The sequence below is a fragment of the Enterobacter cloacae complex sp. 677-3DZ2D5B genome (genome assembly GCF_004136695.1).
GTDB lineage: Bacteria > Pseudomonadota > Gammaproteobacteria > Enterobacterales > Enterobacteriaceae > Enterobacter > Enterobacter hormaechei_C.
On the sequence record NZ_QFLS01000009.1, the window covers coordinates 158,307 to 174,476 of the forward strand.

The 16,170-nt window shown below is 56.6% G+C and carries 17 protein-coding genes; 7 read left to right on the forward strand and 10 right to left on the reverse strand.

All coding sequences use genetic code 11. From position 1 onward, the window contains the following. Position 1: 1 nt before the first annotated feature. Together DD597_RS14165 and nasR are read right to left on the reverse strand one after the other, a co-directional pair. Positions 2-1,249 carry a CmpA/NrtA family ABC transporter substrate-binding protein gene (locus DD597_RS14165; protein WP_129256322.1) on the reverse strand — a complete coding sequence of 416 codons (1,248 nt, stop codon included), beginning with the start codon at positions 1,247-1,249 and terminating at the stop codon, positions 2-4. Positions 1,250-1,476: 227 nt separating this feature from the next. After that, positions 1,477-2,649, reverse strand: coding sequence for a nitrate regulatory protein NasR (nasR, locus tag DD597_RS14170; protein ID WP_129256323.1), 1,173 nt, complete (start codon positions 2,647-2,649; stop codon positions 1,477-1,479). Positions 2,650-2,722: 73 nt separating this feature from the next. On the opposite strand from nasR, the gene DD597_RS14175 reads away from it, so the two are divergent. From DD597_RS14175 to DD597_RS14185, 3 genes are all read left to right on the forward strand, one after another. Next, complete coding sequence (locus tag DD597_RS14175; RefSeq protein WP_015570354.1) at positions 2,723-3,076, forward strand: DsrE/DsrF/TusD sulfur relay family protein; 354 nt, start codon at positions 2,723-2,725, stop codon at positions 3,074-3,076. A gap of 106 nt (positions 3,077-3,182) precedes the next feature. After that, on the forward strand, positions 3,183-4,967 hold the full coding sequence (locus DD597_RS14180) for a methyl-accepting chemotaxis protein (RefSeq protein WP_045351013.1): 1,785 nt from the start codon (positions 3,183-3,185) through the stop codon (positions 4,965-4,967). 194 nt (positions 4,968-5,161) lie between these two features. After that, the gene (locus tag DD597_RS14185) at positions 5,162-5,401 is read left to right on the forward strand and encodes a hypothetical protein (protein ID WP_003856678.1); all 240 of its coding nucleotides are present in this window, start codon (positions 5,162-5,164) and stop codon (positions 5,399-5,401) included. A 30-nt stretch (positions 5,402-5,431) separates the two neighbouring features. Here DD597_RS14185 and DD597_RS14190 read toward each other — a convergent pair whose 3' ends face one another. Both DD597_RS14190 and chaB read right to left on the reverse strand, forming a co-directional pair. After that, complete coding sequence (locus DD597_RS14190) at positions 5,432-6,127, reverse strand: gamma-glutamylcyclotransferase (RefSeq protein WP_129256393.1); 696 nt, start codon at positions 6,125-6,127, stop codon at positions 5,432-5,434. 176 nt (positions 6,128-6,303) lie between these two features. Next, on the reverse strand, positions 6,304-6,534 hold the full coding sequence (gene chaB / locus DD597_RS14195; RefSeq protein ID WP_003856674.1) for a putative cation transport regulator ChaB: 231 nt from the start codon (positions 6,532-6,534) through the stop codon (positions 6,304-6,306). Positions 6,535-6,802: 268 nt separating this feature from the next. Between chaB and chaA the strand changes: the two genes are divergently transcribed. Beyond that, positions 6,803-7,903, forward strand: a complete 1,101-nt coding sequence (gene chaA / locus DD597_RS14200) for a sodium-potassium/proton antiporter ChaA (protein WP_003856672.1) — start codon at positions 6,803-6,805, stop codon at positions 7,901-7,903. A gap of 106 nt (positions 7,904-8,009) precedes the next feature. Here the strand turns inward: chaA and kdsA are convergent, their stop codons facing one another. Genes kdsA through hemA form a run of 6 tightly spaced genes read right to left on the reverse strand, consistent with a single transcriptional unit; the run spans position 8,010 to position 13,313 of the window. Further along, the gene (gene kdsA, locus DD597_RS14205; RefSeq protein ID WP_003856671.1) at positions 8,010-8,864 is read right to left on the reverse strand and encodes a 3-deoxy-8-phosphooctulonate synthase; all 855 of its coding nucleotides are present in this window, start codon (positions 8,862-8,864) and stop codon (positions 8,010-8,012) included. Between the two features lie 36 nt (positions 8,865-8,900). After that, positions 8,901-9,710 (reverse strand): invasion regulator SirB1, encoded by an 810-nt coding sequence (gene sirB1, locus DD597_RS14210; RefSeq protein ID WP_003856670.1) that lies wholly within the window; start codon positions 9,708-9,710, stop codon positions 8,901-8,903. A gap of 3 nt (positions 9,711-9,713) precedes the next feature. Continuing rightward, complete coding sequence (gene sirB2, locus DD597_RS14215; protein WP_003856669.1) at positions 9,714-10,106, reverse strand: invasion regulator SirB2; 393 nt, start codon at positions 10,104-10,106, stop codon at positions 9,714-9,716. Continuing rightward, entirely contained in the window at positions 10,103-10,933 is an 831-nt protein-coding gene (gene prmC / locus DD597_RS14220; protein ID WP_129256324.1) for a peptide chain release factor N(5)-glutamine methyltransferase, read from the reverse strand. Before prmC ends, sirB2 begins: the two co-directional genes overlap by 4 nt. Further along, positions 10,933-12,015: a peptide chain release factor 1 gene (gene prfA / locus DD597_RS14225; RefSeq protein WP_003856667.1), complete on the reverse strand. Its 1,083-nt coding sequence runs from the start codon at positions 12,013-12,015 to the stop codon at positions 10,933-10,935. Before prfA ends, prmC begins: the two co-directional genes overlap by 1 nt. Positions 12,016-12,056: 41 nt before the next feature. After that, positions 12,057-13,313 (reverse strand): glutamyl-tRNA reductase, encoded by a 1,257-nt coding sequence (hemA, locus tag DD597_RS14230; protein ID WP_003856666.1) that lies wholly within the window; start codon positions 13,311-13,313, stop codon positions 12,057-12,059. A gap of 201 nt (positions 13,314-13,514) precedes the next feature. Here hemA and lolB point away from each other — a divergent pair, with 201 nt between their 5' ends. From lolB to prs, 3 genes are all read left to right on the forward strand, one after another. Continuing rightward, positions 13,515-14,126 (forward strand): lipoprotein insertase outer membrane protein LolB, encoded by a 612-nt coding sequence (gene lolB, locus DD597_RS14235; RefSeq protein ID WP_003856665.1) that lies wholly within the window; start codon positions 13,515-13,517, stop codon positions 14,124-14,126. Further along, positions 14,123-14,992, forward strand: coding sequence for a 4-(cytidine 5'-diphospho)-2-C-methyl-D-erythritol kinase (ispE, locus tag DD597_RS14240; protein ID WP_045336440.1), 870 nt, complete (start codon positions 14,123-14,125; stop codon positions 14,990-14,992). The genes lolB and ispE overlap by 4 nt, the downstream gene beginning before the upstream one ends. A 125-nt stretch (positions 14,993-15,117) precedes the next feature. After that, entirely contained in the window at positions 15,118-16,065 is a 948-nt protein-coding gene (gene prs, locus DD597_RS14245) for a ribose-phosphate diphosphokinase (protein WP_003856663.1), read from the forward strand. Positions 16,066-16,170: the final 105 nt, after the last annotated feature.

The window sequence follows — 16,170 nt, forward strand, 5'->3', positions numbered from 1 at the left end:
CTCAGGCCCCTTTACGGTAAATGGCGAAGCGGTTGGCGTACCCTTCCGGATCGGTGCCGTTCCAGACGGTGCCGTCCATCAGGGTGCTGCTGCGATACGGTGATGACGGTGTGGACATGCCGCCCACGGCGGTCGCGGCATCCTGCCAGACCGCGGTCTGGTTAATGCGCTGTGAAATGCCCGCGTAATCCGGCGCGGCGTTGAGCAAGCCCCAGCGGCGGAACTGGGTTAAGAACCACATGCCGTCGGAGAGATACGGGTAGCTCACGGCACCCTCGTTGAAGAAACGGATCGGGTGCGCATCCTGCCAGCGCTGACCGACCCCGTTGTCGTACTCGCCGAGCATGCGTCCGGTGAGATACTGTTCCTTGCAGTTGAGCCAGGCGCGGCGCGAGAGGATCTGCGCGGTTTCGCGTTTGTTTTCCGCTGACGCCTCGATCCAGCGCGCGGCTTCCATCACGGCGCTCACCAGCGCCCGTGCGGTGTGCGGATTTTTCGCCACCCAGTCGCGTCGGGTGCCGAGGATCTTTTCCGGGTGATCGGCCCAGATGGACTGTGACGTGGCGGCGGTAAACCCGATGCGGTCGTTAATCGCCCGCGCGTTCCACGGCTCGCCAACGCAAAACCCGACCATGTTGCCAATGCGCATGTTCATCACCATCTGCGGCGGCGGCACCACCACGGTGCGCACGTCGTCAAACGGGTTAATCCCCGCGCTGGCCAGCCAGTAGTAGAGCCACATGGCGTGCGTTCCCGTCGGGAAGGTATGCGCGAAGGTGTAGGTTCCCGGCGCCTGCTGCGCAATCAGCTTTTTCAGCCCGTCGAGGTCACGAACGCCCTTCTCCGCCAGATCGCTGGAGAGCGTAATGGCCTGACCGTTCTGGTTGAGGGTCATCAGGTTCGCCATCTGCTGCGGCTTGCCCGCGATACCCAGCTCCAGACCGTACAGCAGGCCGTAAAGAATGTGCGCGGCGTCCAGTTCGCCCGCCACCAGCTTGTCGCGCACCGCCGCCCAGCTCGCCTCTTTGGTCGGCACAATAGTAATGCCGTGTTTTTTATCGAACCCCTTCAGGGCCGCGATAACCACGGGCGCGCAGTCGGTCAGAGGTATAAACCCGATACGCACGGTATCCTGCTCCGGCTTATCTGACCCCGCCGCCCATGCGGCCTGCATGACACCCGGCAACAGCATCGCACCACTCGCCAGCATGCTGGCCTGCAATAACCGCCGTCTCGACAAATCCGCCATAATTGCTCCTGAAAAAAGGCAAAAAAAAGCGCCCGACGGTGCTGAAGCACCGCTGGACGCCTTTATCCTGAAGACGCATGCACCGCCGTTGGCGCATCGTCGAAAATGGTTAATCTGTTAATGCAAAGGTAATGCCAGCTTTTCATCCCCGGCGTTACGGGGTTTCTGCAAGAAGAGCGCTGTATTACGCATCTCAATCAGGCATCAATTGCCCACTGACTGTGCAACTACTCCCCAGGGGGTATCTTCCACAGATTTTTCACCGTAAGCAGCGCACGGGCGATATCTACCATGCGTTGGTTTTTATCCATCGCCATTTTGCGCAGGGCGGTCCACGCCTGCTCCTCGCTCATGTTCTGGTGCGTCATCAGCACGCTTTTGGCTTTGTCGATGGTCTTACGCTCCTCCAGCGTGTCGCGCAGGGAAGCAAGCTGACGGGAGAGTTGCTCAATTTCACGCGCCTGCTGGCGCACCAGCGGCAGCAGCGGTTTATCCGGAAATCGCGCCAGGATATCGTCGTGTTCATCGTCTGCGTGCAAATTTTCGCTATAGCGGCGCTCCTCAACTGCCGTCATCAGATCGGCAATTGCCACCTCCTCCAGCGTGCGCAGGTGCTCAAGGCGCGCGGTTTGCAGGGCAAACCATTTGAGGGCGGTATCACCGTTATCTGCCGGAGGCTGGCGGGTGCACGCTTCACGCCTGAGTTTTTCAGTCTCCAGACCCGGCTGGCAGTTGAGGATAAACGTCTCCTGCACGTCTGGAGTGCAATGGGAGATAAAAACCTCAAAGCAGGCCTGCTGGCCATCAATGCGATCCACCAGCCGCTGGCGGGTTTCATCGTCAAAGAATCCCTGGGTGAAACCAATAGCCCCCAGCGCCCGCTCTTGTCCCACAAGTTCTTTGCCCTGCATCAGGCTGTAAAGGGCCACAAATCGGCCCGCGATGTGCGGATCGTCAATGCTGTCGCTGAGTTGGGGTACGATACTGAGCAAATGTCGCAGTATGCGGCTGTAATGTTCCATCGCCTGCGGCGCGGTGACGCATTGACCTGTAACGCCATCACGCAGCGCCGTCAGCGTCTCAAGGCCGTGCAGTGCGCTGGCAATACGTTCGCAGAGGGCGCTGCCCGGGAGCGGTTCGTTAAACAGAAGGTGCAATGCGGCAAGGTTTTCATCCACCAGGGCCCTGCTGGCCTGGCATTCAGGCGCGTACAATTTGCCCTGCGAGCAGAGCCAGACATTTGACGCACCGCGCTCGCACTGTAGCATATGCACCAGTCGACTGATGCCGTTCACCAGTGCGCCCAGCTGCGCCAGTCTGCCGAGCTGTTCCTCGCGCAACATTCTCGCACGCTGGAACCATTCGGTTGCGCCAGGGGAACTGCCAGCCACTATCGTCATCGTTTCTCTCCCCGATACGTATTCTTCGGTACGAGAAGCAATATTCGTGCCTTTTCAAAGAACAGGAGTCAACATGCAGAAGATTGTGATCGTCGCCAACGGTGCGGCCTACGGCAGTGAATCCCTTTTTAACAGCCTGCGCCTGGCAATCGCGCTGCGCGATAAGGAGAGTGAGCTGGAGCTGCGCCTCTTTTTGATGTCCGACGCCGTCACGGCCGGGCTGAAGGGGCAAAAACCCGCAGAGGGCTACAACATTCAACAAATGCTGGAGATCCTGACCGCGCAAAACGTTCCGGTCAAACTGTGCAAAACCTGTACCGACGGGCGCGGCATTACCGGGCTGCCGCTGATTGATGGCGTGGAAATTGGTACGCTGGTGGAGCTGGCTGAATGGACGCTTTCCGCCGATAAAGTATTAACTTTTTAATAATAACCCGCTAAAAATATTATTTTCTTATGGACGCGGTTTCAGCATCAAGTTTACCTGCACCGTTGCCGATAGGCATGGAAACAACACAGCAGGTATTACACTTATGTTCAGATCCATTCGCGCCCGCATCATTGCCGCGACGACAGGCTGTCTGGTCGTCGCCCTTCTTCTTAATACCATTATTAACTTTCAGGTCACGCGCCAGGATAATCAGCAGTCGCAGCGCGATATTCTGACCAGCACCAGCGCCAGCCACAACATGGCGATTGCCGACTGGGTGAACAGCAAAATAACCGTCATCACTTCGGCGCAGTCGGTCGCGCTCAGCGACGATCCGGTTCCGGTGTTTAAACAGCTTGCACTGGCGGGTGGATTTACCAACGTCTACGTGGGTTATGCCAGCAAAACGGCTAAATTTTCTGACCCAACCGGGGTGCCCGCTGATTACGATCCCACCCTTCGCCCGTGGTATCAGCAGGTCGTCAGCGCTGATGGCCCGGTAGTGACTGCACCCTATGTGGATGCGGGCACCGGGAAACTGGTGGTGACGTTCGCGGTACCCGTTAAAGAGCAAGGCGCCCTGAAAGCGGTGGTAGCGGGCGATGTGGCAATGGACAGCGTGGTGGCTAACGTGCGCGGTATTCACCCGACTCCGGCCAGCAGTGGACTGCTTTTGGACAGCAACGGCACCGTAATTGCCGGCAGCGATCCTGCGCTGACGCTTAAGCCGTTTACTGAAACGATCAAAGGGACCGATTTTGCCACTCTGAAAAGCGGCAACCTGGTTGACGGAACGTCAAACGGACGCGAAAAAACGTTCCTGGCCACCGCCGTGCCGGGGACGCACTGGCTGCTGGTTGTGGCGCTTGATAACGGCGATGCCACCGCCGGGATGCGCTCATTGCTTAAAGCATCTGCACTGTCGCTGGCAATCCTCGCCCTGCTGAGCGGAGCCCTCATGCACCTCCTGATTGCCCGGCTGCTTAAGCGGCTGTTTGGTATCCGTGACGCGATGAACAACATTGCCAACGGTACTAACGATCTGTCGCAGCGTCTGCCGGATAAGGGGGGCGATGAAGTGGCGCAAATCGCGCAGGCGTTTAACGCCTTCAGCGATAAGCTTTCTGTGGTGATGGTCCAGCTGCGTGATGCGAGCGCCTCAGTGAAAAACGCCGCGCATGAGATTGCGGCGGGTAATCAGGATCTTTCCGGGCGTACCGAGCAGGCGGCATCAAGCCTTCGCGAAACCGCCAGCGCCGTGGAAGAGATCACGGCCTCCGTTACGCAGTCAAACGAGTCGGCAGCAGAAGCGAACGAACAGGCGAGCAAGGCCTCTGCCGCCGCATCCCGCGGCGGCGACGTCGTCGCTCAGGCCATCAGCACCATGCAGTCCATCGAACTGGCTTCCGCGAAAATCGGCGATATCACCAGCGTCATTGACGGCATTGCCTTCCAGACCAATATTCTGGCGCTTAACGCCTCGGTGGAAGCGGCGCGTGCCGGGGAACAAGGCCGTGGGTTCGCGGTCGTTGCGGGGGAAGTACGTAACCTGGCCAGCCGCAGCGCTCAGGCGGCGAAAGAGATCAAATCCCTTATTGATTCCACCACCGAAAGCGTTGCAACCGGCTCCCGGTTTGTGCACCTTGCGGGCGACAGCATGGATGAGATCCGCGCCAGCGTCGGGAGCGTGTCAGGCATAATGCGTGAAATATCTATTGCCACCCGCGAGCAGATGAAAGGGATCCATGAAATTAACCACGCGGTGACTCATCTGGATCGCATGGTGCAGCAGAACGCCGAGCTTGTTGTACAGTCTGCTGCGGCGGCCAGCGCGCTGCAAAGCCAGGCGGGCGACCTTGCTGAGACCGCAGGCCATTTCCGCATATAATTTTTCCCGGACGCGCGTTAAACAGGGAAAAAGTGCGTCCGCTGAAAGGTTTCAGGGATTTTGTCATTTTTGTTTAATCGTTGCGCCATTTTTTGATCCAAATCAGCATCCCACCCCTGCCCCTTTGGTGTTATGCAATGAGTAAATTGTGAACAACATCACGCTCGGGATGGGCAAAAACGATGGGGTATAAAATGGCACGAGTGAAAACAAGTCTGAAACTGTTTGGCGGAGATACGGTAGTGGTGCGTTGCTCAGAGCGTTGCCGCATCCATCTGATAAGTTCGAAAGGACAGAAACAATCGCAGGCAGATATCCTTACCGTCCAGGACGATAAGGCCTGGCTGACGGTGCCTTACACCGGCACCTGGGATGTGCTGATCGACAGCCACAGCCAGTCGCTCGAACATTCCGTAAGTTACGTGGCGGCATAACCATAAACGCCCGGCCAGCCGGGCGTATTATCAGGCAAAACCCGGCCGCAGCGTATTGCTGAGCGGGTTCCCTTCCAGCAGCGCTTTCACCTTCACCACCAGCTCACTCAGACAGTCGTCCTGCATACCGAGACGCGTCAGCTCCTGATCGAGCGAGAAAAGGTACTGGGCGTTAGTACCCAGCGGTCCACTGGCGGCGGCAATCAGCGGGGCAATCACCTGGGTTCGGGTGTCGGCTTCATACAGCGGGTGGCGCGGATCCATAATGAACACCAGCGCGTTGACGGTGCGGCCGTCATCCAGTTCCAGCTTGCACCAGCTGGGCATATAGCAGCCGGTGATCATCTCGCGCTTCCACAGCAGCGTCAGCTCATCTTCCAGCGTGGTATCCGGCAGCCGGTATGCCACGCCCGTGGTGCGCCCGCCCTCTTTTAGTGCAAGCATGCGTCCTGGCTGACACGCGCTGCCGCGTCCGGCGGTCAGGCGCAAACAGAAGGCGCGGTGCCAGCCAGCCAGCGTTCCGGTTGCCGATTCAACAAATTCGAGCGCCGGGTTCCACATCAGCGAGCCGTAACCAAAGATCCAGACCGGGCCATCATCCGGGCGGCAGGCCAGCGTTGCCGCAAGCGACGCCGCACGTTGTTCAGCCGACCACAGAAGCGATTCCTCAATAGCACCAAATGCCGTCTTACAATCTGCCTTCATCAAGAAATCACGCGTTAACACATTCCACCTCCGCCACTGCATGCTTCCTTGCGACATCTGTAATTCGCCTTCCCGGCATTCTGTGCTGTTCATTTTAACAGCAGTTGAGCAACGATAAGCAATTCGCGGGCCAGATGCAATACAGCGGCAGGTCAACCGCCTGAAATGTCAAAAGGGAGGCAGCGTATTATTCGCGGCTATTTCTTTTTGTGCCATTTATCATCGTCCCCTTTCTCATAGTCATTTTTTACGGCGGCCCAGGCCACCTTATGGGCCGTCTCTTCGCGGCTGGCATCGTCCCGGCGATCTTCTTTATCTTTGTACTGATCCCAGGCGCTGTTAAAGGCTTCTTTGTAGATATCCTGGGCGTGGGCAGGCAATACGTTTTGCACGTTATCTGGTAATTCGCTTTTCGATTTGTATGGCATCGTTAACCTCTCTTTTGGCTAAAAGATAAGTGTGGACGACGATACGCGAGGGTGCCAGCCAACAGAAAGAAATGAACAATATAAAAATGCAAGTCATTGTTATTAAATTAATATTTAACAGAGATAGGCCATTATAAGCCTCAGACATAAAAATTATAATAAAGGGTAAAACTAAGTAAAAAATACAGGGTATTTAACAGATTTCTGTTAGTTTAATACCTTTAAAATCTATCTATAATTACAAGCACCTGCATTGTTGGAGAAACACATGACAGCAACACACGAGGCGGTGAAAACCCGCCACAAGGAGACCTCTCTCATTTTCCCGGTTCTGGCACTGGCTGTGCTGCTCTTCTGGGGAAGCAGTCAGTCATTGCCAGTGGTTGTGGGGATCAATATTCTGGCTCTGGTGGGTATTTTAACCAGCGCATTTAGCGTGGTACGCCATGCGGATGTTTTAGCCCACCGTCTTGGAGAGCCGTATGGGTCATTAATTTTAAGCCTTTCGGTTGTGATTCTTGAGGTCAGTCTCATTTCCGCATTAATGGCCACCGGCGACGCCGCGCCAACGCTAATGCGCGATACGCTCTATTCCATCATTATGATTGTTACCGGCGGCCTGGTCGGTTTTTCACTTTTATTAGGTGGTCGCAAATTTGCCACCCAGTACATGAACCTTTTTGGCATTAAACAGTACCTGATCGCCCTGTTCCCGCTGGCGATTATTGTGCTGGTATTCCCAATGGCGCTGCCGGGTGCAAATTTCACCACCGGCCAGGCGCTGCTGGTGGCGCTGATTTCCGCGGCGATGTACGGCGTGTTCCTGCTGATCCAGACCAAAACGCACCAGAGCCTGTTTGTTTACGAGCATGAAGACGACGGTGACGACGATGACCCGCATCACGGTAAGCCGTCGGCTCACAGCAGCGCGTGGCACACGGTTTGGCTGATCGTGCATCTGATTGCCGTTATTGCGGTCACCAAGATGAATGCGAACCCGCTGGAGGCGCTGTTAACTGAACTGAACGCGCCGGTCGCCTTTACCGGTTTCCTGGTGGCCCTGTTGATCCTGTCGCCAGAAGGCCTGGGAGCGCTGAAAGCGGTGCTCAATAATCAGGTGCAGCGTGCGATGAATCTGTTCTTTGGCTCTGTTCTGGCGACCATCTCCCTTACCGTTCCGGTGGTAACGTTGATTGCTTTTATGACGGGAAATGAATTGCAGTTTGCGCTGGGTGCGCCAGAGATGATTGTGATGGTGGCATCCTTGCTGCTGTGCCAGATTTCCTTCTCCACCGGCCGCACCAATGTGCTGAACGGCGCGGCGCATATGGCGCTGTTTATTGCGTATCTGATGACAATATTTGCGTAATTTTTTTGCGGGGTGGCGCTGCGCTTACCCGGCCTACGAAACCCGTAGGCCCGCGCAAGCGTAGCGCCGCCGGGCAAAGAAAAACCCGCCGAAGCGGGTTTTTTTATTAGTTGCTGGTATCCAGCTCGTCGAAGCTCTTCACCAGATCGTCAATCGCTTTGATCTGTTTCAGGAACGGCTCCAGCTTATCCAGCGGCAGCGCGGATGGACCGTCGCATTTCGCGTTAGCCGGATCCGGGTGCGCTTCAATGAACAGACCCGCCAGGCCGGTTGCCATACCGGCGCGCGCCAGTTCGGTCACCTGCGCACGACGCCCGCCAGACGCGGCGCCAAACGGGTCGCGGCATTGCAGGGAGTGGGTCACGTCGAAAATCACCGGAGACTGGTTAGAGACGTTCTTCATCACGCTGAAGCCCAGCATATCCACAACCAGGTTGTCATAACCGAAGTTTGAACCACGGTCGCACAGGATAACCTGGTCGTTACCGCCTTCGATAAACTTGTCGACGATGTTACCCATCTGGCCTGGGCTCACGAACTGCGGTTTTTTCACGTTAATCACGGCACCGGTTTTCGCCATCGCTTCTACCAGGTCAGTCTGGCGAGCGAGGAACGCCGGAAGCTGAATCACGTCTACCACATCAGCCACCGGCTGTGCCTGAGACGCCTCGTGCACGTCGGTGATCACTTTCACGCCAAACGTCTGTTTCAGCTCCTGGAAAATCTTCATCCCCTCTTCCAGGCCCGGGCCACGGTAGGAGTGAATGGAGGAGCGGTTGGCTTTGTCAAAAGAGGCTTTAAACACGTACGGGATGCCCAGCTTTTGGGTCACGGTCACGTAGTGTTCGCAGATGCGCATAGCGAGATCGCGGGATTCCAGCACGTTCATACCGCCAAACAGCACGAACGGCAGGTCGTTTGCCACGTTGATATCACCAATGCTAACCACTTTTTGTTTCATAGGATCGCCTTATTCAGGTGTGAATCGGAATTAAGATTAATGCAGTGTAATGTGTTTATGCGCGATCGCGTTGATCTGCGCGCGGATCATCTCGCTGATCGGGTCTTCCGGACATTGTTCGACGAAATAATTTAAATCATTCAGCGCCACGTGCTCGCAGTCGAGCTGCGCATAAATCAGGCCGCGGTCGCGGATTTCGTACGGATCTTCCGGATTGAACTGCAACAGCACTTCGCTTGCGCGCAGGGCCAGCTCCATCTGACGCTCTTCCATCAGCGCAGACTTCAGCGTATCCAGGAGCTTGCGGATCACTTCGGCGTTATCGGCTTCATCGAGATCTTCATTGAACAGCTCAGCTATCGGGCTGATGTTGCCTTTCAGCCAGACATCCAGCGTATGCTCATCCAGCGTGTCGCCGTTAAACGGATTGATTAACCACATCTCACCGTCCAGCCACTCCGCCCGCAAAATCATCTGCGTCGGGAAAATGACCGGCACCAGTGGAATCTCCAGCTCGTGCGCAACCCACAGTAAAATGGCGCCCAACGCGACGGCGCTGCCCTGACGATTTTTCAACACCTGGTCCAGCCACAGTGCGTCAGACAGGCGGTACACGCCTCGCGTGTCGCAGAAACCCCATTCGCCGTAGAAAAGCTCAATCAGCTTCTCTAATTGCCAGTCCTGCGGACGTGCCTGATTGATCTCTTCGCGCGCCAGGCTGACCAGATTCTCCAGTTCAGCGTAAACGTACTGTGACGTAAAATCGTCGCGGATCATCTCTGAAATCAGGATCATACCATCGCAGAGCGGCACTTTGTTAAATTCGAAATCGGCTAAGGACCTCATGACTTACCCCAGTAACGGTATTCTTGTGGTGGCGAGTTTAATGATGATGTACAGCACCACCAGACCCAGCAAAAAGGCGATAAACCCTGTCTGCTGGCTGCGCGGACGATGACGCCCAAGCGCGATAAAACCCAAAACGATGTAGATGATAACGCCAAACAGCTTTTCAGTCAGCCATGCGCCTTTATCAGTAAATGGCAGATAGCCGGTCTTCCACATTAACCCGGCTCCGGAAAGGAACAGCACCGTGTCGATACAGTGCGGGGCGATGCGTACCCAGCGGGCGTTAATCAGCGGATTGTTGTTGTAGCGCCACCAGTAGCGGGCAATAAAAAAGCCAATGGTCAGGGCAACGGAAACCAGGTGAACGGAGATCAGCAGCGTAAACAGGCTCATGACCGCTGCCCCAGCGTCAGACGTTCATTGCCGCCGTAATCCCGGCAGGTTTCCACGGCAGCGTATCCGGCATGCGTAAACAGCGCTCGCACCGCCTCTCCCTGCGTCCAGCCATGTTCCACCAGCAGCCAGCCACCGGGAAGCAAATGTTGTCGTGACGTTGTCACAATGTGATCGAGATCCGCAAGTCCCTGATTCGCAGCGACCAGCGCGGTCAACGGTTCAAAACGCACGTCCCCCTGCGCGAGATGCGGATCGTCTTCGTCGATGTAAGGCGGATTGCTGACAATCATTTCAAACATGCGGCTTTCAAGCGCGGCAAACCAGCTGCTTTGCAGAACGGAAACATTGTTCAGCCCCAGCCGTTCAACGTTGCGCCGCGCGAGGGCGACCGCGTCAGGCATCACGTCTACCGCCGTCACGGTGCAGTCTGGCCGCTCGCTGGCAAGCGCCAGCGCAATCGCCCCGGTGCCGGTGCCGAGATCGAGGATCTGACACGGCTGCACCGGTAACCGCGCCAGCGCCTGCTCCACCAGACACTCGGTGTCCGGGCGCGGGATCAGCGTGGCCGCTGAGACGTACAGTGGAAGGGACCAGAACTCGCGCTCGCCAACCAGATGCGCCACCGGCTCGCCGGTTTTACGGCGGGCAAGCAGCGTCTCCAGCTGCGATTGCTGTTCAGCGGTCAGCGCGGTTTCGCCGAAAGCCAGCAGATACGTGCGGGCTTTACCCGTCACATGCTCAAGCAGAATTTCGGCGTCGCGCTTCGGGCTTTCACTTGCAGAAAGCTCACTGGCGGCATGGCGTAACCAGCGCTGAAAATCCATTAATCCTGCTCGGACAGTGCCGCCAGCTGGTCGGCCTGGTATTCCTGCACGATAGGCTCAATCAGCATATCGAGCTTGCCTTCCATTGCCTCATCCAGACGGTACAGCGTCAGGTTGATGCGGTGGTCGGTTACGCGCCCCTGCGGGAAGTTATAGGTGCGGTTACGATCGCTACGGTCGCCGCTGCCCAGCAGGTTACGGCGGGTAGAGGCTTCCGCCTGCTGGCGTTTCGCCATTTCCGCCGCGTGGATACGGGCGCCCAGCACGGATAACGCCTTAGCTTTGTTCTTGTGCTGGGAACGTTCATCCTGACACTCAACCACAATCCCGGTGGGCAGGTGAGTAATACGGATAGCGGAGTCGGTGGTGTTAACGTGCTGACCACCTGCCCCTGAAGAGCGGAAGGTGTCGATGCGCAGATCCGCCGGGTTGATATCCGGCAGTTCCGCTTCCGGCAGCTCCGGCATCACCGCCACCGTACAGGCCGAGGTATGAATGCGCCCCTGCGATTCCGTCGCAGGCACGCGCTGCACGCGGTGACCGCCGGATTCAAATTTCAGTCGACCGTACACGCCGTCACCGCTGATTTTGGCGATAACCTCTTTGTAGCCGCCATGCTCGCCTTCGTTGGCGCTCATGATCTCCACGCGCCAGCGACGGGATTCGGCATAACGGCTGTACATACGGAACAGATCCCCGGCGAACAGCGCCGCTTCGTCGCCGCCGGTACCGGCGCGGACTTCCACAAAGGCGTTACGCTCATCGTCCGGATCTTTCGGCAGCAGAAGCACCTGAAGCTGCTGCTCCATCTCTTCTGAACGCGCTTTCGCATCCTGTAACTCTTCCTGCGCCATCTCGCGCATCTCAGGATCGTCGAGCATCATCTGCGCGGTTTCGATATCTTCCTGGACCTGTCGCCAGTCGGTAAAGCATTTTGAAACATCACTTAACTGCGCGTATTCACGCGACAGCGCGCGAAAACGTTCCTGGTCGGCAATGGTCCCGGCATCGCCGAGCAGCGCCTGGACTTCTTCATGGCGCTCGTGCAGAGCTTCCAGTTTAGCGACGATAGAAGGCTTCATAGGCGTAAATGCACCTTGTCTTAGAAAATGGGTATAGGGCGCTATTCCAGCCCGAGGCTGTTGCGCAGAATTGTCAGGCGTTCATCGTCCCCGTCACGGGCAGCCTGCTGAAGAGATTTGGTTGGGGCATGGATCAGGCGGTTGGTCAGTTTCCAGGCCAGATCCTGCATAATCGCCTGCGCGTCGCCGCCCTGTTCAAGGGCCGCTAACGCTTTGGCCGTCAGGTCATCACGCACCTGCTCCGCCTGACCGCGGTATTCGCGGATGGTCTCGCTGACGCTTTGCGCGCGCAGCCAGGCCATAAATTCGCTGGTTTCCTGTTCAACGATGGTTTCCGCCTGCACAGCCGCCGCCTTACGCTGGGCAAGGTTGTGCGAAATGATGCTTTGCAGGTCATCCACGCTGTACAGGTAGGCGTTCGCCAGTTTGCCCACTTCCGGTTCGACATCACGCGGAACGGCGATATCCACCAGCAGCATCGGCTGATTGCGGCGGGATTTCAGCGCACGCTCGACCATCCCTTTCCCGATAATCGGCAGCGGGCTTGCGGTAGAGCTGATAATAATGTCCGCCTCTTTCAGACGTTCATCGATGTCGCTCAACGCAATCACCTCAGCGCCCACTTCATCTGCCAGCACCTGTGCACGTTCGCGGGTGCGGTTGGCGATGATCATCTTCTTCACCTTGTGTTCGCGAAGATGGCGCGCCACCAGCTCGATGGTTTCGCCCGCCCCCACCAGCAGTACGGTGACGGTCGACAGCGATTCGAAGATTTGACGGGCAAGGGTACAGGCCGCGAAAGCAACCGAAACCGCACTGGCGCCAATGTCGGTTTCGGTTCGCACACGCTTCGCCACGGAGAATGACTTCTGGAACATTCGTTCAAGTTCGCTGGCTTTCAGATGCCCTTTCTGGGAATCCGCGAAGGCTTTTTTCACCTGGCCGAGGATCTGCGGCTCGCCCAGCACCAGCGAATCCAGACCGCTGGCCACGCGCATCAGATGGCTGACCGCATCGTTATCCTGATGCCAGTACAGGCTGTTGCGCAGCTCTTCTTCGTTGAGGTTGTGGTAGTCACATAGCCAGCGGATCAGCGCCTCGTGCAGGTTGTCCTGCTCCTCCACGCTTAAATAGAGCTCGGTACGGTTGCACGTCGACAGCACCACGCCACCCTGCACCATCGGCTGTGCAAGCAGGCTGTCCAGCGCCAGGTCGAGCGTATCCGGCGAAAACGTAACGCGTTCTCGCAGTGAAACCGGGGCCGTTTTGTGGTTGATACCGAGTGCTAATAGGGTCATGTTGAGCGGGAGTAGTACCAGCGTTAATAAGGTTAGCAGGACGCATCATACAGGATGCGCGAGATCAATAAAAGAGACTGCCCCCTTTCGGAGTAATAGCTTACGCCACGCTTTGAGATAATTTGAACGTAGACGGTGGCACCCTTCAACGCTAGCATTAACAGTTATAACTGCAACGTATCTCAAGGATTTGTCATCATTATGACCCGAATGATTCGCCTGCTGCCTCTGGCGGCCCTGGTTCTGACCGCCTGTTCCGTTCATCAGCCGAAAGGCCCGGGCAAAAGCCCTGACTCACCGCAGTGGCGCCAGCACCAGCAGGACGTGCTGAAATTAAGCCAGTATCAGACCCGCGGTGCATTTGCTTATCTCTCTGACGAGCAAAAAGTTTACGCTCGCTTCTTCTGGCAGCAAACGGGTCAGGACAACTATCGCCTGCTGCTGCTGAACCCGCTGGGCAGCACCGAACTGGAGCTGAACGCGAAGCCTGGCGAAGCGCAGATTACCGATAACAAAGGCCAGCACTACACCGCGACAGATGCCGAAGAGATGATTGGCAAGCTGACCGGGATGCCGATTCCGCTCAATAGTCTGCGTCAGTGGATCCTTGGCTTGCCGGGTGACGCAACCGACTACACGCTCGACGATCAATACCGTCTGAGCCAGGTAAACTACACCCAGGGCGGTAAAACCTGGAAAGTGGTGTACAGCGCGTATGACAGCAAGACTCAACCGTCGCTGCCGTCCAATATGGAGCTGACGCAGGGTAGCCAGCGTATCAAGCTGAAAATGGACAACTGGATCGTTAAATGATGACCCACTGGCCCTCTCCCGCAAAACTGAACCTGTTTCTCTACATTACCGGGCAGCGCGCTGACGGCTATCACACCCTGCAAACGCTGTTTCAGTTTGTCGATTACGGCGACACGATCTCCATCGAACCGCGTCAGGACGGGCAGATTCACCTGCTGACGCCGGTCGACGGCGTGGCGCATGAGGATAACCTGATCGTGCGCGCTGCTCGCCTTCTGATGAAAACGGCGTCGTCGTCGGGTCGTCTGCCAGCGGGAAGCGGTGCGGATATCCGTATCGACAAACGCCTGCCAATGGGCGGCGGTCTTGGTGGCGGTTCATCAAACGCAGCGACCGTACTGGTGGCGCTTAACCACCTCTGGTACTGCGGTCTGACGACGGACGAACTGGCAGCGTTAGGATTGACGCTGGGCGCCGATGTACCGGTGTTTGTGCGCGGCCACGCGGCGTTCGCTGAAGGTGTCGGTGAAATCCTCACGCCGGTCGATCCGCCGGAAAAATGGTATCTGATCGTTCACCCTGGCGTGAGCATTCCTACCCCGGTCATCTTTAAAGATCCTGACCTGAAAAGAAATACCCCGGTACGGTCAATAAAAACGTTATTAAATTGTGAATTCAGCAACGATTGCGAGGATATCGCAAGAAAACGTTTTCGCGAGGTTGATGCGGTGCTTTCCTGGCTGTTAGAATACGCGCCGTCGCGCCTGACCGGTACAGGGGCCTGTGTCTTTGCTGAATTTGACACCGAAACCGCCGCCCGTCAGGTGCTTGAGCAAGCGCCGGTTTGGCTGCATGGTTTTGTAGCACGCGGGATGAACATCTCCCCCCTACAGCAGGCCATTCTGGCGCAGACTGAGTTTCGGTGACAACGTCACCCTGTTCCAGACGTTGCATCGCGCTCTTTAATACACCGCCTGGATAGCGTTTGCTTAGGCCCCGCAGTTTGCGGCGAACGCTATCCACCACTGGACGCATGCCTGAGGTTCTTCTCGTGCCTGATATGAAGCTTTTTGCTGGTAACGCCACCCCGGAACTAGCACAACGTATTGCCAACCGCCTGTACACTTCCCTCGGCGACGCCGCTGTAGGTCGCTTTAGCGACGGCGAAGTCAGCGTACAAATTAATGAAAATGTACGCGGTGGTGATATTTTCATCATCCAGTCCACCTGTGCTCCAACGAATGACAACCTGATGGAATTGGTTGTTATGGTCGACGCGCTGCGTCGTGCTTCTGCTGGCCGTATCACTGCTGTTATTCCTTACTTTGGTTATGCACGTCAGGACCGTCGCGTCCGTTCCGCGCGTGTGCCAATCACCGCTAAAGTTGTCGCTGACTTCCTGTCCAGCGTCGGCGTTGACCGCGTACTGACGGTCGACCTGCACGCAGAGCAGATTCAGGGCTTCTTCGACGTGCCGGTTGATAACGTATTCGGCAGCCCAATCCTGCTGGAAGACATGCTGCAACTGAATCTGGACAACCCGATTGTGGTTTCTCCAGACATCGGCGGCGTGGTACGTGCGCGTGCTATCGCGAAGCTGCTGAACGATACCGACATGGCGATCATCGACAAACGCCGTCCGCGCGCTAACGTTTCTCAGGTGATGCACATCATCGGTGACGTGGCTGGCCGTGACTGCGTGTTGGTGGACGACATGATCGATACCGGCGGTACGCTGTGTAAAGCCGCTGAAGCGCTGAAAGAGCGTGGTGCGAAACGCGTATTCGCTTACGCCACTCACCCGATCTTCTCCGGCAATGCGGTAAACAACCTCCGTAACTCCGTCATTGACGAAGTTGTGGTGTGCGATACCATTCCACTGAGCGACGAGATCAAAGCGCTGCCAAACGTGCGTACGTTGACTCTGTCCGGGATGCTGGCCGAAGCGATTCGTCGTATCAGCAACGAAGAATCGATCTCTGCAATGTTCGAACACTGATCGAACACGGCCAAAAAACCCGCTACGGCGGGTTTTTTTGTTTATAGTATTTATTTGTATGACTTATGCCTCCTTCACCTGCCATTCATATGACAGATGATGCGC

Coding starts and splice junctions, on each gene's coding strand:
- DD597_RS14165 (WP_129256322.1), bottom strand. CDS start 1,249: ATGGCGGATTTGTCGAGACGGCGGTTATTGCAGGCCAGCATGCTGGCG.
- nasR (WP_129256323.1), bottom strand. CDS start 2,649: ATGACGATAGTGGCTGGCAGTTCCCCTGGCGCAACCGAATGGTTCCAG.
- DD597_RS14175 (WP_015570354.1), top strand. CDS start 2,723: ATGCAGAAGATTGTGATCGTCGCCAACGGTGCGGCCTACGGCAGTGAA.
- DD597_RS14180 (WP_045351013.1), top strand. CDS start 3,183: ATGTTCAGATCCATTCGCGCCCGCATCATTGCCGCGACGACAGGCTGT.
- DD597_RS14185 (WP_003856678.1), top strand. CDS start 5,162: ATGGCACGAGTGAAAACAAGTCTGAAACTGTTTGGCGGAGATACGGTA.
- chaB (WP_003856674.1), bottom strand. CDS start 6,534: ATGCCATACAAATCGAAAAGCGAATTACCAGATAACGTGCAAAACGTA.
- chaA (WP_003856672.1), top strand. CDS start 6,803: ATGACAGCAACACACGAGGCGGTGAAAACCCGCCACAAGGAGACCTCT.
- kdsA (WP_003856671.1), bottom strand. CDS start 8,864: ATGAAACAAAAAGTGGTTAGCATTGGTGATATCAACGTGGCAAACGAC.
- sirB1 (WP_003856670.1), bottom strand. CDS start 9,710: ATGAGGTCCTTAGCCGATTTCGAATTTAACAAAGTGCCGCTCTGCGAT.
- sirB2 (WP_003856669.1), bottom strand. CDS start 10,106: ATGAGCCTGTTTACGCTGCTGATCTCCGTTCACCTGGTTTCCGTTGCC.
- prmC (WP_129256324.1), bottom strand. CDS start 10,933: ATGGATTTTCAGCGCTGGTTACGCCATGCCGCCAGTGAGCTTTCTGCA.
- prfA (WP_003856667.1), bottom strand. CDS start 12,015: ATGAAGCCTTCTATCGTCGCTAAACTGGAAGCTCTGCACGAGCGCCAT.
- hemA (WP_003856666.1), bottom strand. CDS start 13,313: ATGACCCTATTAGCACTCGGTATCAACCACAAAACGGCCCCGGTTTCA.
- lolB (WP_003856665.1), top strand. CDS start 13,515: ATGACCCGAATGATTCGCCTGCTGCCTCTGGCGGCCCTGGTTCTGACC.
- ispE (WP_045336440.1), top strand. CDS start 14,123: ATGATGACCCACTGGCCCTCTCCCGCAAAACTGAACCTGTTTCTCTAC.